The sequence below is a fragment of the Curtobacterium sp. MCPF17_051 genome, from assembly GCF_003234595.1.
In the GTDB taxonomy this organism is placed as follows: Bacteria; Actinomycetota; Actinomycetes; order Actinomycetales; family Microbacteriaceae; genus Curtobacterium; species Curtobacterium flaccumfaciens.
This window is the reverse complement of record NZ_QKSE01000005.1, coordinates 59,780-83,992: the sequence shown is the minus strand read 5'-3', so window position 1 is coordinate 83,992 and position 24,213 is coordinate 59,780. Positions and strand designations below refer to the sequence as shown.

Annotated in this window: 27 protein-coding genes; 11 read left to right on the top strand and 16 right to left on the bottom strand. The window is 72.5% G+C overall.

All coding sequences use genetic code 11. The annotated features are described in order from the left end of the window. Positions 1 to 233: 233 nt before the first annotated feature. On the bottom strand, positions 234 to 950 hold the full coding sequence (locus DEJ35_RS05170) for a response regulator transcription factor (protein WP_110860948.1): 717 nt from the start codon (positions 948 to 950) through the stop codon (positions 234 to 236). Next, positions 932 to 2,206 carry a sensor histidine kinase gene (locus tag DEJ35_RS05165; RefSeq protein WP_258378435.1) on the bottom strand — a complete coding sequence of 425 codons (1,275 nt, stop codon included), beginning with the start codon at positions 2,204 to 2,206 and terminating at the stop codon, positions 932 to 934. The genes DEJ35_RS05170 and DEJ35_RS05165 overlap by 19 nt, the downstream gene beginning before the upstream one ends. Positions 2,207 to 2,271: 65 nt before the next feature. Here DEJ35_RS05165 and DEJ35_RS05160 point away from each other — a divergent pair, with 65 nt between their 5' ends. Further along, a complete protein-coding gene (locus DEJ35_RS05160) occupies positions 2,272 to 2,637 on the top strand; it encodes a hypothetical protein (RefSeq protein WP_111192180.1) in 366 nt (121 codons plus the stop codon). Here DEJ35_RS05160 and DEJ35_RS05155 read toward each other — a convergent pair. Then, the gene (locus DEJ35_RS05155; RefSeq protein WP_220036875.1) at positions 2,543 to 3,745 is read right to left on the bottom strand and encodes an MFS transporter; all 1,203 of its coding nucleotides are present in this window, start codon (positions 3,743 to 3,745) and stop codon (positions 2,543 to 2,545) included. The genes DEJ35_RS05160 and DEJ35_RS05155 overlap by 95 nt on opposite strands. A 62-nt stretch (positions 3,746 to 3,807) precedes the next feature. Between DEJ35_RS05155 and DEJ35_RS05150 the strand changes: the two genes are divergently transcribed. Continuing rightward, the gene (locus DEJ35_RS05150) at positions 3,808 to 4,398 is read left to right on the top strand and encodes a TetR/AcrR family transcriptional regulator (protein ID WP_111192178.1); all 591 of its coding nucleotides are present in this window, start codon (positions 3,808 to 3,810) and stop codon (positions 4,396 to 4,398) included. A gap of 133 nt (positions 4,399 to 4,531) precedes the next feature. Here DEJ35_RS05150 and DEJ35_RS05145 read toward each other — a convergent pair whose 3' ends face one another. Further along, positions 4,532 to 5,014: a RimK/LysX family protein gene (locus DEJ35_RS05145; RefSeq protein WP_111192177.1), complete on the bottom strand. Its 483-nt coding sequence runs from the start codon at positions 5,012 to 5,014 to the stop codon at positions 4,532 to 4,534. Positions 5,015 to 5,101: 87 nt separating this feature from the next. Between DEJ35_RS05145 and DEJ35_RS05140 the strand changes: the two genes are divergently transcribed. From DEJ35_RS05140 to DEJ35_RS05125, 4 genes are all read left to right on the top strand, one after another. Continuing rightward, positions 5,102 to 6,280, top strand: a complete 1,179-nt coding sequence (locus DEJ35_RS05140) for a RimK family alpha-L-glutamate ligase (protein WP_110861118.1) — start codon at positions 5,102 to 5,104, stop codon at positions 6,278 to 6,280. A gap of 68 nt (positions 6,281 to 6,348) precedes the next feature. Next, positions 6,349 to 7,422: a 3-oxoacyl-ACP synthase III gene (locus DEJ35_RS05135; RefSeq protein ID WP_110861116.1), complete on the top strand. Its 1,074-nt coding sequence runs from the start codon at positions 6,349 to 6,351 to the stop codon at positions 7,420 to 7,422. Between the two features lie 8 nt (positions 7,423 to 7,430). After that, the gene (locus tag DEJ35_RS05130) at positions 7,431 to 10,196 is read left to right on the top strand and encodes an alpha/beta fold hydrolase (protein ID WP_111192250.1); all 2,766 of its coding nucleotides are present in this window, start codon (positions 7,431 to 7,433) and stop codon (positions 10,194 to 10,196) included. A 124-nt stretch (positions 10,197 to 10,320) separates the two neighbouring features. Further along, a complete protein-coding gene (locus tag DEJ35_RS05125; protein WP_111192176.1) occupies positions 10,321 to 11,316 on the top strand; it encodes an NAD(P)-dependent oxidoreductase in 996 nt (331 codons plus the stop codon). Here DEJ35_RS05125 and DEJ35_RS17540 read toward each other — a convergent pair. The 12 genes from DEJ35_RS17540 to DEJ35_RS05065 all read right to left on the bottom strand — a co-directional run bounded on the left by DEJ35_RS17540 (position 11,292) and on the right by DEJ35_RS05065 (position 18,611). Further along, positions 11,292 to 11,945: a gamma-glutamylcyclotransferase family protein gene (locus tag DEJ35_RS17540; RefSeq protein WP_258378434.1), complete on the bottom strand. Its 654-nt coding sequence runs from the start codon at positions 11,943 to 11,945 to the stop codon at positions 11,292 to 11,294. The two genes, DEJ35_RS05125 and DEJ35_RS17540, sit on opposite strands and share 25 nt — an antisense overlap. A gap of 79 nt (positions 11,946 to 12,024) precedes the next feature. Continuing rightward, on the bottom strand, positions 12,025 to 12,852 hold the full coding sequence (locus tag DEJ35_RS05115) for a hypothetical protein (RefSeq protein WP_146244747.1): 828 nt from the start codon (positions 12,850 to 12,852) through the stop codon (positions 12,025 to 12,027). After that, entirely contained in the window at positions 12,842 to 13,381 is a 540-nt protein-coding gene (locus DEJ35_RS05110; RefSeq protein WP_110860933.1) for an RNA polymerase sigma factor, read from the bottom strand. Before DEJ35_RS05110 ends, DEJ35_RS05115 begins: the two co-directional genes overlap by 11 nt. A gap of 186 nt (positions 13,382 to 13,567) precedes the next feature. After that, positions 13,568 to 13,984: an MFS transporter permease gene (locus DEJ35_RS05105; protein WP_111192174.1), complete on the bottom strand. Its 417-nt coding sequence runs from the start codon at positions 13,982 to 13,984 to the stop codon at positions 13,568 to 13,570. After that, a complete protein-coding gene (locus DEJ35_RS05100) occupies positions 13,981 to 14,802 on the bottom strand; it encodes an Asp23/Gls24 family envelope stress response protein (RefSeq protein WP_181435512.1) in 822 nt (273 codons plus the stop codon). Before DEJ35_RS05100 ends, DEJ35_RS05105 begins: the two co-directional genes overlap by 4 nt. Before the next feature lie 77 nt (positions 14,803 to 14,879). Beyond that, positions 14,880 to 15,053: a CsbD family protein gene (locus tag DEJ35_RS05095; RefSeq protein WP_071246087.1), complete on the bottom strand. Its 174-nt coding sequence runs from the start codon at positions 15,051 to 15,053 to the stop codon at positions 14,880 to 14,882. A gap of 83 nt (positions 15,054 to 15,136) precedes the next feature. Further along, the gene (locus DEJ35_RS05090; RefSeq protein ID WP_110860927.1) at positions 15,137 to 15,700 is read right to left on the bottom strand and encodes a hypothetical protein; all 564 of its coding nucleotides are present in this window, start codon (positions 15,698 to 15,700) and stop codon (positions 15,137 to 15,139) included. Continuing rightward, positions 15,697 to 16,272: a DUF6286 domain-containing protein gene (locus tag DEJ35_RS05085; protein WP_110860925.1), complete on the bottom strand. Its 576-nt coding sequence runs from the start codon at positions 16,270 to 16,272 to the stop codon at positions 15,697 to 15,699. The genes DEJ35_RS05090 and DEJ35_RS05085 overlap by 4 nt, the downstream gene beginning before the upstream one ends. Before the next feature lie 9 nt (positions 16,273 to 16,281). Further along, complete coding sequence (locus DEJ35_RS05080) at positions 16,282 to 16,596, bottom strand: hypothetical protein (protein ID WP_110860923.1); 315 nt, start codon at positions 16,594 to 16,596, stop codon at positions 16,282 to 16,284. Continuing rightward, positions 16,593 to 16,784, bottom strand: a complete 192-nt coding sequence (locus tag DEJ35_RS05075) for a DUF2273 domain-containing protein (protein WP_017885412.1) — start codon at positions 16,782 to 16,784, stop codon at positions 16,593 to 16,595. Before DEJ35_RS05075 ends, DEJ35_RS05080 begins: the two co-directional genes overlap by 4 nt. Beyond that, a complete protein-coding gene (locus DEJ35_RS05070; RefSeq protein WP_110860921.1) occupies positions 16,781 to 17,239 on the bottom strand; it encodes an Asp23/Gls24 family envelope stress response protein in 459 nt (152 codons plus the stop codon). Before DEJ35_RS05070 ends, DEJ35_RS05075 begins: the two co-directional genes overlap by 4 nt. A 160-nt stretch (positions 17,240 to 17,399) precedes the next feature. Further along, positions 17,400 to 18,611 (bottom strand): helix-turn-helix domain-containing protein, encoded by a 1,212-nt coding sequence (locus DEJ35_RS05065; protein WP_110860919.1) that lies wholly within the window; start codon positions 18,609 to 18,611, stop codon positions 17,400 to 17,402. Positions 18,612 to 18,693: 82 nt separating this feature from the next. Between DEJ35_RS05065 and DEJ35_RS05060 the strand changes: the two genes are divergently transcribed. From DEJ35_RS05060 to DEJ35_RS05040, 5 genes are all read left to right on the top strand, one after another. Continuing rightward, the gene (locus DEJ35_RS05060) at positions 18,694 to 18,984 is read left to right on the top strand and encodes a metal-sensitive transcriptional regulator (RefSeq protein ID WP_110861109.1); all 291 of its coding nucleotides are present in this window, start codon (positions 18,694 to 18,696) and stop codon (positions 18,982 to 18,984) included. A gap of 32 nt (positions 18,985 to 19,016) precedes the next feature. Continuing rightward, positions 19,017 to 19,235, top strand: a complete 219-nt coding sequence (locus tag DEJ35_RS05055) for a heavy-metal-associated domain-containing protein (protein WP_110860917.1) — start codon at positions 19,017 to 19,019, stop codon at positions 19,233 to 19,235. Then, a complete protein-coding gene (locus tag DEJ35_RS05050; protein ID WP_111192172.1) occupies positions 19,232 to 21,463 on the top strand; it encodes a cation-translocating P-type ATPase in 2,232 nt (743 codons plus the stop codon). Before DEJ35_RS05055 ends, DEJ35_RS05050 begins: the two co-directional genes overlap by 4 nt. A 242-nt stretch (positions 21,464 to 21,705) precedes the next feature. Further along, positions 21,706 to 23,427 (top strand): glucose-6-phosphate isomerase, encoded by a 1,722-nt coding sequence (gene pgi, locus DEJ35_RS05045; protein WP_110861107.1) that lies wholly within the window; start codon positions 21,706 to 21,708, stop codon positions 23,425 to 23,427. A 236-nt stretch (positions 23,428 to 23,663) separates the two neighbouring features. Then, the gene (locus DEJ35_RS05040; RefSeq protein WP_111090969.1) at positions 23,664 to 24,200 is read left to right on the top strand and encodes a hypothetical protein; all 537 of its coding nucleotides are present in this window, start codon (positions 23,664 to 23,666) and stop codon (positions 24,198 to 24,200) included. Positions 24,201 to 24,213: the final 13 nt, after the last annotated feature.

The following is a 24,213-nucleotide window of genomic DNA, read 5'->3' as shown; positions in this document are numbered from 1 at the left end:
GGGTGGGTGCCCGGCTCCACCGCGTGGGGGAGGAGGGCGGGCGGGTCGCGCCGTGCCGTGCCTCCAGGACGGATGCGTGTGCATGTTCCGACGTTCCACGCGTCGATCGACTCACGTTCTGTCGGAACTTGCACCCACATGCGATGCGTGTGCATCTTCCGACGTTGCACGCGTCGATCGAGTCGTGGAAAGTCGGACTTCGCGGCGGCAGCCGGTCGACGAGTTGCGCTCGGTCAGCCGGCGACGCCGTGCTCGAACGCCCAGACGACGGCCTGGATCCGGTCGCGCAGTGCGAGTTTCTGGAGCACGTTCGACACGTGGGTCTTCACGGTGGCGTCCCCGACGTAGAGCTCGGCGGCGATCTCCGCGTTGCTCAGACCTCGGGCGAGCAGCCGCAGCACCTCGGTCTCCCGCTCGGTGAGCCCGGCGGCGGCGAGTGCGTCCTCGCCCGTCGTGGCGGGTGTCGTGGTCGTGGTGGTCGCCGGGGGCTGCGCCGCAGCCGACGCCGTCGCCCGGCTGATCACCCGGCGCGTGACGTCCGGCGCGAGCAGGGCGTCCCCGGCGGCGACGGTCCGGACCGCGTCGATCAGCCGCTCGGGGGAGGCGTTCTTCAACAGGAACCCGCTCGCCCCCGCCTCGAGCGCCTGGAACAGCGCGTCGTCGCTGTCGAACGTGGTGAGGATGAGCACCGCCGGCGGATCCGGCAGCGCCGCGATCCGCCGTGCCGCCTCGAGCCCGTCGACGCCGGGCATCTGCACGTCGAGGCAGACCACGTCCGGGCGGAGTTCCTGCACGGCCTCGACCGCACGCGCGCCGTCCGAGGCTTCGCCGACCACGCGGAACCCCGGCTCGGACTCCAGGATCACGCGGAACCCGGCGCGGACGAGCTCCTGATCGTCGGCCAGCACGATCGTCAGGTCGGTCGTTCCGTTCACGTCGTCGGCAGCCATGCGCGCACCAGGTAGCCTCCTCGGGCTCGTGGCCCGATCTCGATCCGTCCGTCGACGGCGGCGACGCGTTCCCGCATCCCGACGTGTCCGAGGCCGCTGCCGGAGGTGCTCCGGGCGGCACGGGCACCGAGCCCGTCGTCCGTGACCTCCACCTCGACGCCGTCGTCCAGGTACCGCAGCCGGACGTCGGCGCGGGCGGTCGGGCCGGCGTGCTTGAGGATGTTCGTCACGGCCTCCTGCACGATCCGGTACGCCACTGCGGCCACCGTCGGCGGCACCGGGCGCTCGTCGCCCACGACGACGTACTCGGCGGGGTGGCCGGCCACCCGGGCGGATTCGGCCAGCTCGGCGATCCGCGTGATGCCCTCGGTGCTCGGGCCGTCGGCACCGGCCGTCCCGAGGCCGTCCGCGTCGTCGTCGGAGCGCAGGGTCCCGAGCATCCGCCGGAGTTCCTCCACCGCGGTGCGGGCGCTCTCCTCGACCACTCCGAGCGACGCCGTCGCCTGCGCCGGGTCGCGGTCGATCACGCGCCGTGCAGCACCCGCCTGCACGCCCATCAGCGAGACGTGGTGGGCGACCACGTCGTGCAGCTCGCGGGCGATCCGTACCCGCTCGATCGTGACGGCCTGGGCCGCTGAGCGCTCCCGCTCGGCGGCGAGTTCGGCGGTGCGTTCGGCGAGCTCGTGTCGTGCGACCGCGGAGGCCCAGGCCCGGTTGCCGGCGTACCAGGCGGCGCCGAAGTAGATCACGTTGATGACGATGTTCAGCAGCGAGATGGCGACGTAGGGCGCCACCGGCGAGTCCGTGTCGTTCGGGAGCGCGTTCGGTGACGCCCACCCGAACGAGATCGCGACGAACAGCCACGCGAACATGCCGCCGATGACGACCCAGCGCACCGCTTCGGCCCGCACCCGATCCGAGCACCACGCGCCCACCGTGTAGAGCGCGATGAAGAGCGTGAAGTTGACGAGGAAGACCTCGGGCACCTGGAGCAACTGCGTCGCGGCGAACGCCACCGCCGACACCAGGGCCACCGACATCGGGAACCGCCGGCGGAACGCGATCGGGGCCGCGTTCGCGACGATCATCAGCGCGGAGACCCACCAGGAGGCCTGGTCGTCGCCGTAGGTGCCAGCCGACCCGTACAGGAACGTCGTGACGGCGAGCCCACCGGCCAGCACCACCGCGAGCACCGTGTCCTGCCGGTACTCGTGCTGCCCCACCGGCAGTCGCGACCACTCCGCCGTCGTCCCCATGCAGGAAACGCTACTGGGTGCCCCCGGTCAGGAGTAGCCTCCCGCCAACGAGCAGGGGAGACGCCATGCAGTTCCTCGTCAACGTCATCGACGACGGCCAGGCCGCCGCCGTCGGCGACACGTACTCCGCGACCGACGCCGAAGCCGCCGCGGTCGACGCCTTCAACGAGCGGATGGCCGACGCGATCGTGTTCGCCGCCGGGGTCTCCGCACCGGCCGACGCCACCGTGGTCGACGCCCGCGGGGGCGCGGCCGACACGACGGCCGACACGACGACCGGGTCCGCCACGGCGGGGTCCGCCAGCAACTCCGACGAGTACGTCGCCGGGTTCTGGGTCATGGACCTCCCGGACGCCGAGACGGCTGCCCGGGTGGCGCACCAGGCGTCGCAGGCGTGCAACCGGAAGATCGAGCTCCGCCCGCTGCTCTGACGGCACGGACCCCACCCGGCCGACGGACCACCGCGGGGACGGCGCTCGCCGCGGTCACGACCGCCCCGACCACGAACGTCGCGACGAACCCGATCGCACCGACGAGCGCTCCGGCAGCCGCCGCACCGACGGCCTGCCCGAGCACGAGTGCGACGAACAGCATCGAGGTGCCCGCCGACGACCGCTCGTTGTCGATCTCGGTCGTCCACGCGATCAGGGCGCCGGTCGCCGCCGTGTAGCCCCAGCCGAACACGACACACGCCAGCAATGCCGCGACCGTCGACTGCGGCGCTGCCCCCAGCACCACGACGGCGACGGCGACCGAACCCGCCGTGAGCGCCCAGAGCGTCCGGGCGCGCAGCCCGTTCGTCCAACGCGCGGTGACCACGACGGCGGCTCCACCGATCCCGAGCGCGATCCAGGCCGACACCGAGACGACGACCGACGCGCCGGCCTCCACCAGCGCCGAACGTCCGTAGGTCCAGACGACGGCGGACCCGGCCCCGAACAGCAGCGCCAGCACGAGGACCCCTCGGTGCGCGACGAACCACGGAGCGCCGGGCAGCGGTGACCGGGACGCAGCAGCCCCGCCGCGTGACACCACGAGCAACAGGGCTCCGACGGCCAGGGCGAACACCCCGGACACCGCCCAGGCCGTCCGCCAGTCGGGCAGCAGCACGAGTGCGAGCACGCCGGCGCCCACGAGTCCGGGGCCGGTGCCGGCGTTCACGATCGCCTGCGCGCGGCCCTGCAGCCCCTGGGGCACCTGCGCCGCGACGATCCGCACGAGGGCGGGGGACGCGAGTCCGGCACCCGCCGACGCGAGCACGGCGCTGATGCCGAACGCCAGCGACCCACCGGCCGTCGCCATGGCGATCGCACCGGCCCCCGCCACCAGGGTCGCGACCGCGACGAGCACCCGGGGCATCCGTGCGGCGAGCAGGAACCCGGCCACCGCACCGACGCAGTACAGCGCCGAGGCGCCCGACGAGACCCACCCGGCGGCGTCGGACCGGAGCCCCAGGTCGCGCTGCACGTCGGGCAGGAACAGCCCGTACGCCAGGCGCACCAGGCCGTAGGTGGCGGCGATCAGGCCGAGTCCGCTCACGAGGAGCAGTCGATGTCGTAACGAAAACGATCGTTTCACTTTTCAGAGCCTAGGGTGCTCTCATGGTGATGCGCCCAGGGACCGAGCAACGGCTGCTCGACGCCGCCGAGGAGCTCTTCTTCTCGCAGGGCATCGCCGCCACCCCGATCGACGCCGTCCTCGAACGGGCCGGGGTCTCGACGGCCACGCTGTACCGCGGCTACGCGAGCAAGGAAGCGCTCGTGGCGGCTGCCCTCACCCGTCGCCACGAGGACTGGATCGCCACCTGGGACCGTGCCCTCGCCGCCGAACGTGACGACCTGGGCCGACTGCTGGCGGTGTTCGACGCCCTCGACGACTACCGCTCGACGCCCACGGGCTCCCGCTGGTGCGCCTTCCTCGGCACCGCCGCCGAGTACGCCGACGCCCCCGCCGAGGTCCGACAGGTCCTGGACCTCGAGACCAACACCCTGCGCCGGCGGCTCGTGGCGCAGGCGGTGCCGGTGGTCGGTCCCCGTGCCGACGCGCTCGCCGATCAGCTGCTCCTCATCGTCTCCGGTTACCTTGCGATGCGGTTGCGCGACCCCGCGCTCGACACGACGACGGCACGGTCCGTCGCCGCGTCCCTCATCCGGGAACACACCACCCCAGACGGAACGATGCCCCGGGCCTGACGCGACCCGCGCCCGGGACGCCACCCGCGCCCGGGACGCGCGTCGAGGCGGACAGGAGGCCCGTGGCGGCCCCGCGCCGCGCCTCCAGGCCGTCGACCGTCACCCCCACGGCCCGTGCCGCTCGGCCGAGCGCTCAGGCGCGACCGCGGTTGCGGCGCCGGATCTCCTTCGGAGCCCGCCCGGCCATGAAGGACCGTGCAGGATCGACGAGGAAGCCCTGCCGGAGCGCCTCGCGACCGACGAGCATCCGGAACCCCATCTGGTCCCGGTTGCTCAAGGTGACCTCGGACTCGACGACCTGCCCGGCCAACGCGATCCGCGTGCGGACGACGATGCGCTCCTGGGTGTGCCCGGTCGAGCTGCGGACGATGCGGCGGTCGTGCACGTCGCACTCGATGGTGGTGGCGTCGGCATCGGTGTCCTGCCAGGGGTGCAGCGAGAACCGGACCCGCTCGCCGGGCAGTTCCTCGAGGTCGAAGGCGTGCAACGCGGAGCTCCGAGCGCCGGTGTCGAGCTTCACCTTGATCCACGGCACGCCGAGGTCCGGCAGCCCCGCCCACTCCCGCCACCCGGCGACGACGAGCCCGCTGTCGGAGGACTTCGGAGCTCGGGCCATGTGCCCATCCTGTCGCATGCTCCGCGGCCACGTCCGCATGCTTTGATGGAGCGTCGCCGTCGATCCGACCCAGCGGAGAACCCCTCGATGAAACTCGCCATCCTGTCGCGCGCGCCCCAGGCGTACTCGACCCAGCGCCTCCGCGCAGCGGCACTCGACCGCGGTCACGAGGTCAAGGTGCTCAACACCCTGCGCTTCGCGATCGACCTGTCCGGCGACGACCCGGACCTGCTCTACCGCGGCAAGCTGCTGAGCGACTACGACGCCGTGCTGCCGCGCATCGGCAACTCGATCACCTACTACGGCACCGCGGTGGTGCGGCAGTTCGAGCAGATGGACGTCTACACGCCGAACACGGCGAACGGCATCACGAACTCGCGCGACAAGCTGCGGGCGAACCAGATCCTGTCGCGGCACGACATCGGCATGCCGGCGACGACCTTCGTGGCCGGCCGCAACGACGTGCGCGGGGCGATCGAACGGGTCGGCGGCGCGCCCGTCGTCATCAAGCTCCTCGAGGGCACGCAGGGCATCGGCGTGATCCTGGCACCCGAGGCGAAGGTCGCCGAGTCGATCGTCGAGACCCTGCACTCCACCAAGCAGAACGTCCTGATCCAGCGGTTCATCGCCGAGAGCCGCGGTCGGGACATCCGGGCCCTCGTCGTCGGCGACCGGGTCGTGGCCGCCATGCGCCGGACCGCCTCGGGCGACGAGTTCCGATCGAACGTGCACCGCGGCGGCACCGTCGAGAAGGTCACGCTCTCGCCCGAGTACGAGGCCGTGGCGGTGCGCTCGGCGCAGATCATGGGCCTCAAGGTCGCCGGCGTCGACATGCTCGAGGGCAACGACGGGCCGCTCGTGATGGAGGTCAACTCGTCGCCAGGGCTCGAGGGCGTCGAGCGCGCCACCGGCCTCGACATCGCCGGTGCGATCGTCGACTTCATCGCGAACCAGGTCGCGTTCCCCGAGATCGACGTCCGCCAGCGGCTGTCCGTCTCGACCGGCTACGGCGTCGCCGAGCTCCTCGTGCACACCAACGCCGACCTGGTCGGCAAGACGATCAAGGAGTCCGGGCTCTGGGACCGCGACATCACGGTCCTCACGCTGCACCGCGGCTCGAACGTCATCCCGAACCCTCGCAGTGGCGTCGCCCTCGAGCCTGGGGACCGCCTGCTCTGCTTCGGCAAGCTCGAGGAGATGCGGTCGATGATCCCGGAGCGCCGCAAGCGGCGCGCGAAGGTGCGGAAGCTGCCGAAGGACGTCTGAAACGGGCCGTCCAGCGCATCCGGATCGCGCACACAGGCCAGATGCGGAAGTATGTGTCGGTGACGATCATGACGGAACGGCCGGTCGACCAGGCATCGAGCAGTGAACCGGAGCAGCCCGGCAACGCCACGGCGAAGCACCGGAACGTCTCGCTGCTCTCAGTGGCGACCACCACTGCGGAGCGTGTGACGACCTCGGCCGACATCGAGGCCAAGCTCCGAGGGGTCCTCCGTCGGCTCCGTCTGCCGATGGGACTGCTCGAGCGCGTCGCCGGGGTCATCGAGCGTCGCAACTGGGGCGAGGGTCAGACCTTCCAGGACGCTGCGATCGACGCCGGCCGTCGTGCCATGGCCGAAGCCGGTGTCCGTCCGGACGAGATCGGGCTGCTCATCAACACCTCGGTGACGCGCCCGCACCTCGAGCCGTCGGTGGCCGTCCGCCTGCACCACGGCCTCGGGCTGCCGTCGTCCGCCATCAACTTCGACATCGCGAACGCCTGCCTGGGCTTCGTGAACGCCATGAGCGTCGCCGCGGGCATGATCGACTCCGGGCAGATCAAGTACGCCCTCGTCGTCGACGGCGAGGACGCCGACCAGGTGCAGCTCAACACCATCGACCGCCTGAACCAGGGCGGCCGGAACCGCAAGGACTTCATGAGCGAGTTCGCCAGCCTGACCCTCGGGTCCGGTGCCGCGGCGGCCGTGCTCGGCCCGGCGGACCTGCACCCCGAAGGCCACCGGATCGTCGGCGGCGTCACCCGCGCGGCGACCCAGTGGTATGACCTGTGCGTCGGCAGCGTCGACGGCATGTTCACGGACGCGAAGATGCTGCTCAAGGGCGGCATGGAGCTCGTCGTCGCCGCCTGGACCGAGGCCCGAGCCCACTTCGACTGGGCAGACATGGACCGCTACGTGCTGCACCAGGTCTCCGACGTGCACACCAACGCCTTCGTCGAGGCGATCGGCATCCCGCGCGCCAAGGTCCCCACCACGTACCAGCGGTTCGGCAACGTCGGCCCCGCGTCGATCCCGATCACCCTCGCCGACGAGGTCGCCTCCGGTGGGATCCGTCGCGGTGACCGCGTGTTCCTGGGCGGCGTCGGCTCCGGCATCAACACGGCGATGATGGAACTCCACTGGTGAGGTCCCGGCTGCCCCGCGTCGCCGCGAGCACGGCTCCGGCGACGCAGCCGCCCTCCCTGCCCGGCCTCGACCCGGCCTGGTCGCGTCTGGTCACGGTTCCCGCGTGGTCCGCAGAGCGGACTGGGCCCACGCCGCCGGTTCCGGAGCGACGCGCCAGCGGCGGGCCGGCCGTGCCGGTGGGGAGAGGCACAGATCGCGCCGCGCGCACCTGGCACCTCCTGGACACGGCCGGTTCCCTGGCCGCGCTCGGCGTGGAACCAGTCGGCACGATCCTCTGCGTGCACGGCAACCCGACCTGGTCGTACCTGTGGCGGTCGGTGCTCCGCACCTCGCTCGAGGTCGCCCGGGCCGGCGGACCGGCCTGGCGCGTGGTCGCCGTCGACCAGCTCGACATGGGCTTCTCGGAGCGCACCGGCGTCGAGCGGGGACTGGCGCAGCGCGTCGCGGACCTCGGAGCCCTGACCGACGAACTCGGGCTGACCGGACCGGTCGTCACCCTCGGCCACGACTGGGGTGGTGTGGTGTCGCTCGGTTGGGCGGTCGACCACCCGGACGTCCTGGCCGCCGCGATGACGTGCAACACCGCCGTGCACCAGCCCGACGACGCCCGGATCCCGGCACCGCTGCGGCTCGCCCTCGGCCCGGGGATGCTCGGCCGCGCGACGGTCGTGACCCCGGCGTTCCTGGAGACCACCCTGGCCATCGCGCACCCGAAGCTCGAGCGGGCCACAGCCGACGGCTACCGGGCGCCCTACCGCGGTGCCGCCCGACGCGGTGGCATCGGCGGCTTCGTCGCGGACATCCCCGTCGACGCCCGGCACCGGAGTGCCGCCGAACTCGACCGCATCGCCGCCGGGGTCGCCGCGCTCGACGTGCCGGTGCTCCTGCTCTGGGGTCCGCGCGACCCGGTGTTCCTCGAGCGCTACCTGGACGACCTGACCGAACGCGTGCCGCACGCCGACGTCCACCGGTTCGAGGGCGCCGGGCACCTGCTGCCTGATGACGCCGACGTCGCGGGTGCGGTGTTCGACTGGCTCGGTGACCGCCTGCCGGACGGTGGCCGTCCTGCTCAGGCCCCCACGGGCCTCCAGTCCGACGTCGTGGACCCGGGCCAGCCCGCACAGGCGACCCCGCCGCTCTGGGCGCGGCTCGACGAGCTGCGTGACAGCGACGAACCCGCGCTGGTGGAGATGGCCGCCGCCGGTGGCCCCCGCACGATCACGTGGCGGCTGCTCGCCCGACGGGTCGACGAGATCGCCGCCGGACTCGACGACCTGGGCGTCCGGAGCGGCGACCGTGTCTCGCTCCTGGTGACCCCCGGCGCCGACCTGACCGCCGTCCTGTACGCCTGCGTGCGGATCGGGGCGGTCGTCGTCGTCGCGGACGCCGGACTCGGACTCGGCGGCCTGACCCGGGCCGTCCGCGGAGCCCGACCGGACTGGATCATCGGCGCGCTGCCCGGGCTCGGTGCCGCGCGCGCCCTCGGCTGGCCGGGGCGACGCATCGCGACGGTCTCGTTGCCCGCGCCGGCACGGAAGGCGCTGCGGGTGGAGCACACGCTCGTCGACGTCGCCCGCCGCGGTGCCCGCCGTCTCGCCCACGGCACCGCGCTGCCGGCGGCACCGTCGTCGGACGCACCCGCGGCCGTGCTCTTCACCTCGGGATCGACCGGGCCGGCGAAGGGCGTCGTGTACACGCACGGGCAGCTCAGCGCCGTCCGGGACGCCCTGGCCACCCAGTACGACGTCGGTGTCGGCACCGGCCTCGTCGCCGGGTTCGCACCGTTCGCGCTGCTCGGCCCGGCCCTCGGGGCACGGTCGGTCGCGCCCGACATGGACGTCACCGCGCCGCGCACCCTGACGGCGAAGGCGGTCGCGGCCTCGGTCGCCGCGGCTGACGCCACCGTGGTGTTCCTGTCGCCGGCGGCACTGGCGAACGTCGTCGCGACCGCGTCGGAGCTCACCGACGCCGACCGCCAGGCACTGAAGGGCGTGCGGCTGTTCCTGTCGGCCGGGGCTCCGGTCTCGGCTGCGCTGCTCACCGCGGCGACCGAGCTGATGCCGAACGCCAGCGCGCACACCCCCTACGGCATGACCGAGGGGTTGCTCATGACGGACGTCGACCTGGACGGGGTCCGTGCCGCCGGCCGGTCCGATGACGAGGGGATCTGCGTCGGGGTGCCGGCAGCGAACGTCCGCGTCCGCATCGCGCCGCTCGACGGTTCCGGGCGCTCGACCGGAGCCCTGACGGACGAGCCCAGGGTCACCGGCGAGATCGTCGTCGCGGCGCCCCACGTGCGCGACCACTACGACCGGCTCTGGCGCACCGACCGGGTCTCGCGCCTCGGCGTCGACGACCCGCGCGGGCACCGCACCGGGGACGTCGGGCACCTGGACGCCGCGGGACGGATCTGGGTCGAGGGCCGGCTGCAGCACGTGCTCACCACCCCGAGCGGGGTCGTCACGCCGGTGGGGCCGGAGCAGCGGATCGAGGGCGTCGACGGTGTCGGACGTGCCGGGGTCGCTGGCATCGGGCCGATCGGCATCCAGCAGGTGGTGGCCGTCGTCGAGACCGACCCGGCCGTGCGCCGGCCCGGGTTGGCGTCGCCGTCGCTCGCGGCAGCGGTCCGTGCCGCCGCCGGAGTGCCGCTCGCCGCGGTGCTCGTCGTGCCCGTGCTGCCGACCGACATCCGGCACAACTCCAAGGTCGACCGCACCCGGCTCTCACGCTGGGCCGGCTCGGTGCTGTCCGGTGGACGGATGGTGCGCCCGTGAAGGGCGCGTCCGGCATGACCTCACGCGCTCACCGACACTTCGCGGGCCGTCAGACGCGTGACCTGTCGCTCAGCACGAATCTCCGACCCGCCGCGGTTCGAGACGGCGGACGGATGGTGCGCCCGTGAAGGTCCTGGTCACCGGGGCCAGCGGGTTCCTCGGGCAGGCCACCGCCGCTGCGGTGCGGGACGCCGGGCACGAGGTCCGGACCTTCCAACGCCGTCCCTCCGGAGTGTCGGGCGTGCAGGACGTCGCCGGGACGATGACGGACGACGCTGCGATCGCCCGCGCGGTCGACGGGGTCGAGGCGGTCGTGCACCTGGCCGCGAAGGTGTCGCTCGCCGGGGACCCGGCCGACTTCGCCCGGGTCAACGTCGAGGGAACCCGGTCACTGCTGGGGGCCGCCCGTGCCGCCGGCGTCGGGCGCTTCGTCTTCGTGTCGTCGCCGTCGGTCGCGCACACCGGTTCGTCGCTCGTCGGGGCCGATGCCGGTCCGGCCGAGCCGTCCCGTGCGCGTGGTGACTACGCCCGCACCAAGGCCGCGGCGGAGCTGTTGGCACTCGATGCCGACGCCCCGGACTTCGCCGTCGTGGCGGTCCGGCCGCACCTGGTGTGGGGTCCGGGTGACACACAGCTCGTCGGACGGATCGTCGAGCGTGCCCGAGCCGGACGGCTCCCGCTGCTCGACTCCGGCGCTGCGCTCATCGACACGCTCTACGTCGACAACGCCGCGACGGCCATGGTCGCGGCACTCGAACACGTCACGGACGACGGCGTGCACGGCAACGCCTACGTGGTCACGAACGGTGAGCCCCGACCCGTCGCCGACCTGCTCGCCGGCATCTGCACGGCATCCGGCGTCCGGCCCCCGCAGTGGCACGTGCCGGCCGTTGTCGCCCGGGCAGCGGGGTCCGTGGTCGAGGCCGTCTGGCGGGTCCGACCGGGCGAGGACGAACCCCCGATGACGCGGTTCCTGGCCGAGCAGCTGTCGACCGCGCACTGGTTCGACCAGCGGCGGACCCGGCGGGACCTGCGGTGGACCCCGTCGGTGTCGATCGACGAGGGGCTCGAGCGACTGGCGGCGGCGACAGCGGCTCAGGCTTCGTCGGCGGCGACGTAGACCCAGGCCGTCCGACCCGAGGCGAGTGTGACCCGCACGCGCTGGTAGTCGGCGACCTCGTACCCGTCGACCGCGCGGAGCTGCCACTCGTACCCGAGGGACAGGGCCACTCCCTCGACGACGTCGTCAGCAGTACCGCGGCGCAGGATCGGGTGCTGGTCCGAGCCGCTCGTCCGGATGACGTCCGGGTCGGTGATCGTCACCCGGTCGAGCCGCCAGCCGGGCAGGGAGTCCGGGGTGGTGGGGACGTGCTCGCCGAACAGTGACTCCTGCACGAGGGGCTGCTGGAGCGTGCCGTAGGAGAACACCCGCTGGGTCTGGCCGGGCAGGTGCTCGGGTCGCCGGACCGGCTTCGGACCGATCGTCGGCGTCGAGGTCCAGACGAGTGCCCCCGCGAGCCCGGTGAGTCCGAGGTGGAGCAGTCCGACGACGGCGAGGACGCTGCCCCACAGGATGCTGCTGGTGTCACCGGGGCACGCGTACTGCAACCCGTCGTCCTCGACGTCGACGCAGGTGGCGGCGCCGTTGCCGATCCCGACAGCGATGGCGATGATGCCGACGACGAGGCAGACGAGCGCGAACGCGCCGAGACCGAGGACCCAGCGCTGGCCGGGGGAGAGACGCTTCACGTCGCGAGGGTAGCGGACCGGAGGCGCGGATCACGCGAGCCGATCGGCTCGCGTGATCCGCGCCTCCGGTCCGGCGACGTCACCCGCAGAACTCGTACGGGACTTCCGCCTGCGAGCTCACCCAGACGCCGCCGACGGTCGAAGCCTGCCCACCGAGCTCGAACGTGATGTGACGACCGTCGCGCTCGATCGTCCACAACCCCGACCCTTCTTCCTCCGAGTAGTAGACGGAATCGACCGACGTCAAGTCCGGGTACGCCGCGCGGAGCTCGTCCAACGTGCTGCCGACACCGAGTCCCTCCGCGGTCGTCGGTGCGTCGACGTCCTCCCCCGAGAAGCCCGAGATGTAGACGCCCCACACGAGCCCGTCCACCGCGACGACGGTCAACGCAGCAGACCCGTCCCGGCGGAAGTTCGACACGTTCGGGTTCGGGCAAACGCCTTCCACTGTGCCCGGGTAGGCGTCCGCCACCTCGTCGAGTTCACCCGAGACCGGACTGCCGAAGGCGATGGGTCCCACCTCGCTGCCGGAGATCGTCCAGGTGTCCGGATCCGACAGCGAGTACGGCGGCCGGGTCGGCGTCGACGTCGGCGTCGGCGTCGGCGTCGGGTTCGCCGTGGGCGTCGGGCCGCCCACGACCGGGGCCCCGGACGAGGTCTCGGTCGGCGACGGTTCGGGCGTCGTCGTCGCGGTGGGGACGGGCGCGGTGGTGATCGACGTCGGGATGAGGCCGAGCGCGACCCCGCCGCCGGCAGCACCGAGCAGCAGCACCCCGACGACACCGATCGCGATGCCTGCCCGGCGGCCTCGTCGCTTCGGGCGAGGGGTGGCCCGCTCGAGGACGTTCTGCTTCATCGAGACGAGCATGCGCTGCAGGTCGTCTCCCTGGGGAGGTTCAGTGTTCATCGTGCGTCACCGCCTTCCTGAGTCGTCGGCGGGACCGGGAGACCCGCTGGGTGACCGCCCCGACGCTGAGTCCGAGCAGTTGTGCGGCTTCGGCGTAGGAGTACCCCTGCAGCAGGCAGAGTTCGCAGATCCGCCGGTCGGTCTCCGGCAGCGCGGCGATCTCGGCGCGGACCCAGCGGAGCTGCTCGGATGCCTCGGTGGTGTCAGCGGGGGCGGCGAGGTCGAAGGGGAGCTCGTCGCCGGCGTGCTTCTGGTTGCGCCGTCCCAGGTTCTTGGCGTGGTTGCGGCACACTACCAGCAGCCACGGCAGGAGTGTGCCGGTCGGGAGCTGCAGACCGTCGGCTCGCTGCCAGAGCGTCAGGAACGTGTCCTGGACCAGCTCTTCGACGTCCTGCTTGCTCCCCGCGATCGCCCATGCGTACCGGGTCAGCGTCGGCGCGAACCGGTCGAACGCCGTCGCGAGTGCTGCTCTGTCCCCCGAGGCGAGGCGCCGTGCGAGGCCGGCGTCGTCTTCTGCGGTGTTGTCCACGGTGCTCCCTTCACTACGACAATGTCGTGAAGGGGCCGAACCTGACACGGATCACGACACGAATCGTCCGTGTCGTGATCCGATGGTGATGTGGGAGCGCCATCCGCGCGCTCGGCGGCCTCGGCGATCTCCTCGCGGAGCTCCGTGCGGGCCCTGCGGGCGGGCGGTGGTGCAGGTGCCGCCGTGTCAAGCGGTGAAGCGGTTCCAGAGTTCGGTGACGATCGGCCAGACGTCACCGGCGCGGTCGGCGGACCCGATGGCCACGAGGACGATCGGGACGATCGTGACGGCGACGGCCACGAGGACGGCGAGCACGACGGCCGAGGCTGCGGTCGCGGTGTGCCGTCGGGTGAAGGCGAGGACGAGCAGCGCGAGGACGACCAACGACCCCGCGACCGTGACGAGTGCCACCCGCACGAACGGGAACGGCACGAGTCCCGAGGTGGTCGCCGTGACGCCGCCGAGGAACCCGACGAGGGGCAGGAACGCCCCGAGTGCGGTGCCGAGGACCAGCACCACGCCGATGCCCGAGGCGATCCAGACGCCGCGCGGGCGGGGGCGACGGAGCTTCGCCCGGCGGTTCCCGGACCAGGCGGTGGTCACGGCTGCTCTCGGCGGTGCCGTGCTGCGTCGGTCTCGGCCGCATCGGCGGAGTCGGCAGCAGCGGATGCGGCGTCCCCAGCGGCGACGGCTGCGTCGGCCGCGGCGTCGGCGGCCTGCTCCGACGCCCGGGCGAGCGAATCTGCGGCGGCGTCACGCACGTCCTCGGTGGTGTCGGCGGCGGTCTCGACGACGCGCTTCGTGGTCTCGGCGGTGGCGTCGGCTGCGCGCTTCGACGCGCCAGCCGTGGCATCCGCTGCGCGCTCCGCCGCGTCGGCGGTCGCGTCCGCGGTGCGCTTGGTCACGTCGGCGGTCGCTGCGGCAGCGCGCTTCGTCGCGTCCGCCGTGCTCTCGCCGGCCTGCTTGACGGCGTCGGTCGCGGCCTCGGTCGCGCGGCCCAGGGGTGACTGCTCGTCGTCGAAGGGGCCGTGCACGTCGAGGACTCGGACGTCCACGCTCGTCGGGAGCTCGGACAGCTGCCGCGTCGCGGCGGTCACCTGCTTCCGCACCTCGTCGGCGACGTGCAGCACCGGCGCCGGGTAGCTGACGACGATGGAGACCCGCACGCCGAGCGCGCCGTCGTCGTCGTCGACCTGCACACCGGCGGTGCTGGCGCTCCGGCCGAGCTGCTTGCGGAGCTGGTCGGCTGCACGGGCGGCGATCCCGCCGAGGCGGTGCACACCGGGCACGCCGAGGGCGGTCTCCGCTGCGGTCCGGGCGACGATCGTGACAGTGCTCGCGTCGTCGGGCAACGGCTCCGTCAGTTCTGCGGGCAGTGCCACCTCGGTGACCTGCGTGTGCGCGTTCGGGTCGTGCTGCATGGTTCCTCCTCGTTCGGGATCTGCGCGGGGACGCATCGGGGCACCCGTTCGACGGGTGCCCCGATGCGGTCTGCCACCTACTTCTTGAAGACGTCCTTGACGTCCTCGCCGGTCTGCTTCGCGCTCGCAGCTGCCTGGTCCTTCTTGCCCTCGGCGACCTTGGAGTCGTCGTTGGTCAGGTTGCCGACGGCTTCCTTCGCCTTGCCGGCGAGGTCCTGAGCGGCGTTCTTGATCTTGTCGTCGAGTCCCATGACGGGTCCTTTCCTGGGTGGGCGGTCCGCCCGGTGGTGTGGTGGTGGGCCGGGAGGCCCGGGGTGCGTCCGGCTGACGGGTGTCAGTGGACGCGGGTCGACTTCGCGAGCGCGGAGCGGGTACCGCCGGTCAGGTGCACGAGCACCGGGACCGGACGGCCGAGGGTGCGGTCGAGGACCGCGACGGCTCGGTCGACGGCGTCGAGCACGGTGACGGCGTCCCCGCCGCGGCGGACCGCGACACGGATCCGTGCGGCGCGCTGCCGGCGGACGAGGTAGGTGTCGACACGGGAGCCGACCACGTCGCGGACACCCGCGAGTTCGTGTTCGACGACGTCCCGCACGAGTGCGACGTTGATCGTGACGGCGTCGTCGCCCGAGTGCTCCCGGACGGCGACGGACGTGCCACCACCACCGCGGGTGAACACCCACACGAGCGACAGCACGATCACGAGGGCCGCGGCCCCGGCGACGACCCACAGCGCCGACGCGGGAACGTCGAGGCTGCGGGGGAGGTCGACGTACGGCTTGACGGCGTCCTGGACGGCGGGCAGCACGCCCGCCCCCATCGCGATCCCGACGACGACGGCGACGAGGCCGAGGACGAACAGGATGATCCGGTTGAGGGTCCGGTTGCTCTTGGTCATGCGAGGGTTCCCTTCTCCTCGACCCGGACGCGGACGCGTCGGCCGAAGCGCTCGTCGAGACCGCTCAGGCGCTCCACGACTGCGGCGCGGACGTTCGCCTCGTCGACCGGTACGCCGGTGACGGGGACGATGCGGACCTCGGTGGAACGGCCACGGGCGGTGGCGGATGCGTTCCCCTCGGGGACACCGGCCGCCATGCCGGCGGCGTTCGCCGCGGTGGAGGCGACGATGCGGGAGTCGATGACGACCGCACCGCGGTCGTGCTCGACGACCGATCGGTGCTGGCGACCGGGCTTGAGTGCCAGGACGACCAACACGACGCCGAGGACGACGAGTGCACCCGCGATGACCTCGACGATGGTGACGAACGCGGCGTCCGGGCGGAGCGCCGTGTCGACGACCGTCTGCGGGTCAGCGAGGAGCGGTGGGCGTCCGATGGCGCTGAGCACCGACTCGGTGCCGATCCAGGCGGCCACCAGGGCGAACACCACGAGGGCCACCGCCACTGCGGTGGAGCGGGAGCGGTGGACGCTCCGACGACGGATGCGTCGTTCGACGGAACCGTTGCTCATGATGGCCTCCTAGCGGGCACGGGACTCGTGCGCGCGCACGATCCCGGTGAGTTCGATGTGGGCACTGCCGACACGGCGCCCGGTCAGGTCGCTCACGCGGCCCTTGACCTGGTCCGCGATCCGGATCGACCCGGAGACGATGTCGTCGCTCGCGGCGATCGGCCCGGTGATGTCGAGGGACAGTGCTCCCGAAGCGTCGCCGAGTCCGACGCGCACCCGCTTGGCGGGGGCGCCGAGCCCTTCGGCTGCGACGGCCCGCGCCAGCGAGGTGAGCGCGCGTGCGGTGATCTCGACGCGGCCCGGGACGTCCGGGCCGGCGTTCACCGGGAGCTCCGGCGTCCGGTCAGCACGTCGGTCAGGGCACCGCGGTCGATGCGCCCGGTGGCGAGGGCGGCCACGAGGGCCCCGATCGCACCGAACACGATCACGAGCACGAAGCCCCAGAACCCGAACTGCAGTGCCACGACGGCGAGGACTGCGCCGATGAGGGCGCCGATCAGCGTGTTGCTCATGCGACTCGGGCTTCCTTCTTCTCGTCCTCGTTGTCGTCGTCGTCACCCGGGATGTAGACGTCCTGGATGGTCACGTTGACCTCGGCGACCTCCATGCCGACGATCTGCTCGAGGGCTCGGGCGACACCGGAACGGACGCCGTCGGCGACCTGCTGGAGCGACACCGGGTACTCGGCGACGATCACGATGTCCGCGGCGACCTGCTTCTCGCCGACCTCGACCTTGACGCCCTGACCGAAGTCACGCTGGCCGATGGCGTCGCGGAGGGCACCGATGGCACGGGCTGCGCCGTTGCCGAGGGAGTGCACACCGTTGACCTCGCGGGCGGCGATGCCGGCGACTTTCGACACGACGGTGTCGTCGATGACGGTCTTGCCGGTGACGCCGCTGGTGCCGGCGTGCGAGGTGGCACGGGTCGCCGTGGCGGCCGGGGTGGGGGTGATGGTGTCAGCCATGTTCGTTCCTTCCGTTGACCCGCCGGGCGTTCCCAGCGGTTGCTGTTCACGGATGAGACGGGCTGTGGAAGAGGTTCGTCACACACGACTTCTCGCATTCGGCGGAGATCCAGGGAACCCCGGAAACACGGGGATCCACGTGTACCCCCGGGGTGTTGCGTCAGGCGGTTCCGCTGTTTCCGGCCGCGTCGTTGCGTTCTGCAGCGGCCCGCATGGCGCGCACGCAGGCCATCGGGGACTCGCCGCGCTCCTCGCGGAAGAGCTGCTGCAGGCGTCGGGGGAGCACCCCGGCCGCGGCAGCGATGTCGTCCAGCGTGAGGGCGTCGTCGAGGTGCTGCTCGATGAACGCGACCGCTCGCCGGACCCGCCACGAGGCCCTGCCGGCCTCCGGTCGCGCGGCCAGCGACGCACGCTTCGTCGTGGCCGGGTCCTCGCTGAAGCGGTCGCGGTAGGTCTCGGCGAAGCGCCCGGGGTTGGTGAATCCCCAACGTCGGGCGATCGCGGCGATGCCCGTCGATCCGTTCGTGCCCCCGGCGCGGTCCGCGCGCAGCAGTTCCTCGCGCACGCGGTCGAGCCGGTGGTCGCGGAGGAACCGGTGCGGGGTGGTGTCGAGGGTGCGGGCGAAGACGTCCTGCAGCCCGCGCTGGCTCAGCCCGCACGCGGCGGCGATCGTGGGGACCGACGGGCGTTCGGCGGCCTGCAGCTCGATGAACCGGATCGCGTCGCGGAGCCGGTTCGCCACGGGCACGTCGTCACCGCGGTTGCGGATGGGGAACGTGTCGAGGATGACGACGGCCAGCCGGCGGTTCAGGGCGGTCCGCATCGGTCCGAGCACGCGGTCGTCGACCAGGGCCGGCCCGAGCTCACGGACCAGGTGCCGCAGCGGCTCCCGCCGGGCGATGACCGCGTCCTGCTGGTCGAACAGCAGGGGACCGTCGGGCAGGCGGTAGCCGAGGTCGCGTCCGACGGACCGCAGGAATCGATCCGCGACGTGGATGCCGTTGTAGACGGTCCCGCTCGACTCGAACCGGTAGGCCTCGGATGCCGACGCGATGTACGGGCTGCCCGGTTCGACGACGCGGGTGCGGTCGGCGAAGTGCATCTCGAGCCGACCCTTGGTCAGCCAGAACACCACGTGGTCGTCCCGCACGCCGATGACCCCGCCGCGTCGACCGCCCTCGGCGCGCATGGTGCGGAGCGTCAGGTCGTCGTCGCCCACGACCGTGTACTCGTACCTGGCGTCGTCGGTGGCGAAGGTCTCGGAGGCAAAGTCCGAGCCGCCGTACTCGGCCTCGAAGATGTCCGAGTAGTCGGAGCCCGCGCCGTCGGAGAACCGCAGCCGGCGGAATCCGTTCGTCGTCGAGGGGTCCATCCGCCGATCATGCCACCGGTTGCGCGCGGACGAGATCGGAATACCCTAGGGGGGTACCGTATTGAGAACGGTGGAGGCGGACATGCACGAACACGTCGGGTACATCGGCGACAAGGACGACCTGCTCAAGCGACTCCGTCGCGCCGAGGGGCAGGTGCGCGGCATCGCGCGGATGGTCGAGGACGAGACGTACTGCATCGACGTCCTGACCCAGATCTCGGCGGCGAACCGGGCGCTCGAACGCGTCGCGCTGTCGCTGCTCGAGGACCACCTGGCGCACTGCGTCGCCGAGGCCGTCGCCGAGGGCGGGGACGGCGCCGACGAGAAGGTGCGCGAGGCCAGCCAGGCGATCGCCCGGCTCGTCCGCTCCTGACCCTGACGACCCACCACCGAGAAGGAGACACCATGACCACCGAAACGCTGCTCGTCGAGGGCATGACCTGCGAACACTGCGTGATGAGCGTCACCGAGGAGCTCACCGAGGTCGACGGGGTGTCGGGCGTCGACGTCCGACTCGTCCCCGGCGGGTCGTCCGAGGTCACCGTCAGCTCCGCGGCACCCGTCGACGCGGACGCCCTCCGCGCCGCCGTCGCCGAGGCGGGGTACGAGGTCGTGCGCTCGTGACCGATCGCACCGTCGAACTCGACATCACCGGGATGACCTGCGCCTCGTGCGCGAACCGCATCGAGCGGAAGCTCGGCAAGCTGCCCGGGGTCACCGCAACGGTCAACTACGCCACCGAGAAGGCGCAGGTGCAGGTCGCCGCGGACGGCACCGCCGACCCCGAGGCGCTCATCGCCGCGGTGGAGTCGGCCGGGTACGGCGCCACGGTGCCGGCGCCGCCCGCCGCTGCTGACGCCGACCCCGTGCTGGACGAGGACCCGACCGGCCCGCTGCGCCGACACCTGGTCGTGTCCGCCGTGCTCGCGGTGCCCGTCGTGGTGCTCTCGATGGTGCCGGCCCTGCAGTTCCCGGACTGGCAGTGGCTCGCCCTGACGCTCGCCGCGCCCGTCGCGGTCTGGGGCGCGCTCCCGTTCCACCGCGCCGCGTGGGTCAATGCCCGCCATGGTGCCGCCACCATGGACACCCTGGTGAGCGTCGGGGTCCTCGCTGCCTTCGGATGGTCGCTGTACGCCCTGTTCTTCGGTGACGCCGGCACGACCGGCATGCACATGACGTTCTCGTGGTTCGCCACGGACCCCGAGGCCACCGACCTGTACCTCGAGGTCGCGACGGCCGTGACGGTGTTCATCCTCGCCGGCCGGTACATGGAGGCCCGTGCGAAGACGCAGTCCGGCGCCGCACTCCGGGCACTGCTCGAACTCGGCGCGAAGGACGCCACCGTCCTGCGCGACGGTGCCGAACACCGCGTGCCCGCGTCGTCCCTCGTCGTCGGCGACGTCGTCGTGGTGCGACCCGGCGAGCGGATCCCGAGCGACGGCCTGGTGCAGGACGGCTCCTCGGCCGTCGACCTCAGCATGCTCACCGGTGAGTCCGTGCCGGTCGAGGTCGGCCCGGGCGACCGGGTCACCGGCGCGACGATCAACGTCGGCGGCCGGCTCGTCGTCGCGATCACCCGCGTCGGCGCCGACACCGAGCTCGCCCGGATGGGTCGCCTGGTCGAGGACGCCCAGACCGGCAAGGCCGAGGTGCAGCGCTTGGCCGACCGCGTGTCCGGGGTCTTCGTGCCGATCGTCATCGCGCTCGCCGTGCTGGCCTTCGTCGGCTGGCTCGTGTTCGGCGGCTCGGTCACCGCGGCCTTCACCGCGGCCGTCGCCACCCTGATCATCGCCTGCCCGTGCGCCCTCGGACTCGCCACGCCCACCGCCCTGCTGGTCGGGACCGGCCGAGGCTCGCAGCTCGGCATCCTGATCGGCGGTCCGCAGGTGCTCGAGCGCACCCGCGGGGTCGACACCGTCGTGCTCGACAAGACCGGCACCGTCACCACGGGGTCGATGACCCTGCGGTCGGTGACCGCCGTCGACGAGACCGAGGACTTCGTCCTGCGCCTCGCCGCCGCGGTCGAGGACGGCTCGGAACACCCCGTTGCCCGTGCCGTCACCACCGCGGCCCGTGCCCGAGGCGCCGACCTGCCCGAGGCCGAGCAGTTCACCGCGACCGCGGGTGCCGGGGTGCAGGCCGTCGTGGACGGCGACGTCGTGCTCGTCGGCACGGCCCGCTGGCTCGCCGACTCGTGGTCGATCGCCCTGCCGACGGAACTGTCCGACGCCGTCGAGCGCGCCGAGGCCGACGGGGCCACTGCGGTCGTCGTCGCCCGGAACGGCAGCGCCCTGGGCGTGGTCGTCGTCGGCGACATCGTCAAGCCCGAGGCCGCCGACGCGATCGCCCGGTTCCGGGCGCTCGGCCTGCACCCGGTCTTGCTCACCGGCGACAACGAGGGTGCCGCACACGCGGTCGCCGCCCGTGTCGGCATCGACGAGGTGCATGCTCGCGCGACCCCGGCGTCGAAGCTCGAGACCGTCCGCCGGCTGCAGTCCGAGGGCCGGAGCGTCGCGATGGTCGGCGACGGGGTGAACGACGCCGCCGCGCTCGCCGCGGCCGACCTCGGCATCGCCATGGGGGCCGGCACGGACGCGGCCATCGCGGCCAGCGACATCACGGTGGTGAGCGGTCGGCTCACCGTGGTGGCCGACGCCATCCGGCTGTCGCGCGCCACGCTCGGCGTCATCAAGGGCAACCTGTTCTGGGCGTTCGCGTACAACGTCGCGGCGATCCCGCTCGCGATGGCGGGGCTGCTCAACCCGGTGCTCGCGGGTGCGGCGATGGCGTTCTCGTCGGTCTTCGTCGTGACGAACAGCCTGCGCCTGCGTCGCTTCGCACCGCAGCCGTGAACCCGGCGAGCCGACCGCGGCCCTGAACCCGGCGAGCCGACCGCGGCCCTGCACGCGGCGAGCCGACCGCGGCCCTGCACGCGACCGGCCCGGGGGCGTGACGCGCGCAGCGAACGCGAGCCGCGCCTCCCGGCCGACTGTGCGCACCACCTGCCGGAGCGCACTACGCTCGAAGACGGTCCGCGACGCAGCGCTGCGTGACCCGCGGGCTGTACGTCCAGAAGGTGATCCAGGAGGACCCCGTGACCGAATCCGCTCCCGTCGACCCCACATCGACCGAAGGCTGGAAGAAGCTCGACAGCATCGCTGCCGACTTCACCCCGGACCTGCGAGGGTGGTTCGACAGCGACCCCGGTCGTGCCGAGCAGTACACCTTCCAGGCGGCCGACCTGACCGTCGACCTGTCCAAGGGCCTGGTGACCGACGAGATCCTCGCCGCGCTGCTGCAGGTCGCGAAGGACACCGGCGTCGCCGAGCGCTTCCAGGCGATGCTCGCCGGTGAGCACATCAACGTCACCGAGGACCGCGCCGTGCTGCACACCGCGCTCCGCCGCCCGAAGGCGACCGAGGGCCTCGTGCCGGCGGCGCCCCTGACCGTCGACGGCCAGGACGTCGACGCCGACGTGCACGCCACGCTCGACAAGGTCTACGGCTTCGCCGAGCAGGTCCGCAGCGGCGCCTGGACCGGTGTCACCGGCAAGCGCATCGAGACCGTCGTCAACATCGGCATCGGTGGCTCCGACCTCGGCCCGGTCATGGTCTACGAGGCACTCAAGCCCTACGTCCAGCCCGGACTCGAGGCCCGCTTCGTCTCGAACATCGACCCGGCGGACATCTACGAGAAGACCGCCGACCTCGACCCCGAGACCACGCTCTTCATCGTCGCGTCGAAGACCTTCGGCACGCTCGAGACCCTGACGAACGCACGCCTCGCCCGCCAGTGGCTGTGGGAGGAGCTCGGCCTGACCGACGCCGCCGACGACGAGAAGAAGAACGCCGTCGCCAAGCACTTCGTCGCCGTCTCCACCGCGCTCGACAAGGTCGAGGCGTTCGGCATCGACCCCGAGAACGCCTTCGGCTTCTGGGACTGGGTGGGCGGCCGCTACTCGGTCGACTCGGCCATCGGCACGAGCGTCGTCATCGCCATCGGCAAGGAGAACTGGGAGCAGTTCCTCGCCGGTTTCCACGCCATCGACGAGCACGTCCGCACCACCCCGCTCGAGCAGAACGTCCCCGTCCTGATGGGCCTGCTCAACGTCTGGTACACGAACTTCCTCGGTGCGCAGAGCCACGCGGTCCTGCCGTACACGCAGTACCTGCACCGCTTCGCCGCGTACCTGCAGCAGCTCACCATGGAGTCGAACGGCAAGCGCGTCCGATGGGACGGCTCGCCCGTCACCACCGAGACCGGCGAGGTCTTTTGGGGTGAGCCCGGCACGAACGGCCAGCACGCGTTCTACCAGCTCATCCACCAGGGCACCCGCCTGATCCCGGCCGACTTCATCACGGTCGCCAACCCGGCCCGTCCGCTGAAGGACGAGACCGGCGACGGCAAGGGCGTCGCGCCCGGCACCGACGTGCACACGCTGTTCCTGGCGAACTTCTTCGCGCAGACCAAGGCGCTCGCGTTCGGCAAGAGCGCCGACGAGGTCCGCGCCGAGGGCACCACCGACGAAGGCATCGTCGCGGCGCGCACGTTCCCCGGCAACAAGCCGACCACGTCGATCATCGCGCCGGAGCTCACCCCGAGCGTCCTCGGCCAGCTCATCGCGCTGTACGAGCACATCGTGTTCACCGAGGGCACGATCTGGGGCATCGACTCGTTCGACCAGTGGGGTGTGGAACTCGGCAAGCAGCTGGCGCTGCAGGTCACGCCGGCCGTCGAGGGCGATCAGGCTGCGCTCGACGCGCAGGACCCGTCGACCAAGGCGCTCATCGCGAAGTACCTGGAGCTGCGGAAGTAACGGACGCCGGCACCTGACGGACGGGAGGCCCGTGGCGGATCCGCCACGGGCCTCCCGTCCGTCGTGTGCGTGCGCTGGCCGCGGGGGTGGACGCCGGGCCGGTTTCGCGGTCAGCGACACCTCACGCGCCCCGCGGCCCGTGAGGTGTCGCCCAGCGCGAAACGCGCCTGCCGCCGCGCCCCGTCACCGCGCCGGACGGTCCGCCGGTGTCGGTCGGAGCGGCTACGGTCGAGGGCATGGAGCGTTCGGAGATCCTCGCCGCGGCTGCCGCCGCGCACGCCGCCCGCATCGCAGCGGCCGGTGGTGACGACGTCGCAGCGCGTGAACGGGCCGACAGCGTCCGCCGCCGGGCCGACGGGCTCACCGACCGGTACGACACGGTCGAGGGCACGGACGGCGAGTCCGACGCCCGCGACGCCGCACGCCGACGCGCAGGCGAGGCAGACCGAGCGGCCTCGCGCACCGAGGGCGTGCTGTCGGACTGGCACCGGATGGGCACCCGTCGCGGCGTCACCCCGGACGCGCAGGTCCGCACGGCCTGGACCGTGACCGGGGTCCCCGAGCGCGGCGACGCCCGGGCCCTGGCCAACGTGCTGCTCTCCACCGCGGGGCACGCCGGACGCGTCGCCGACGCCGCCCGACGCAACCCCGCCCTGTCCGGTGCCGCGAGTGCCGCCGCCCGACGGACCGTGCGCCGCTACACCGACCACGGTGCCGACATGGCCTCGTTGGGGGACGTGCTGGGCGACGGCCCCGTCGACGACGAGCGCTGAGCCCGATCCGCGG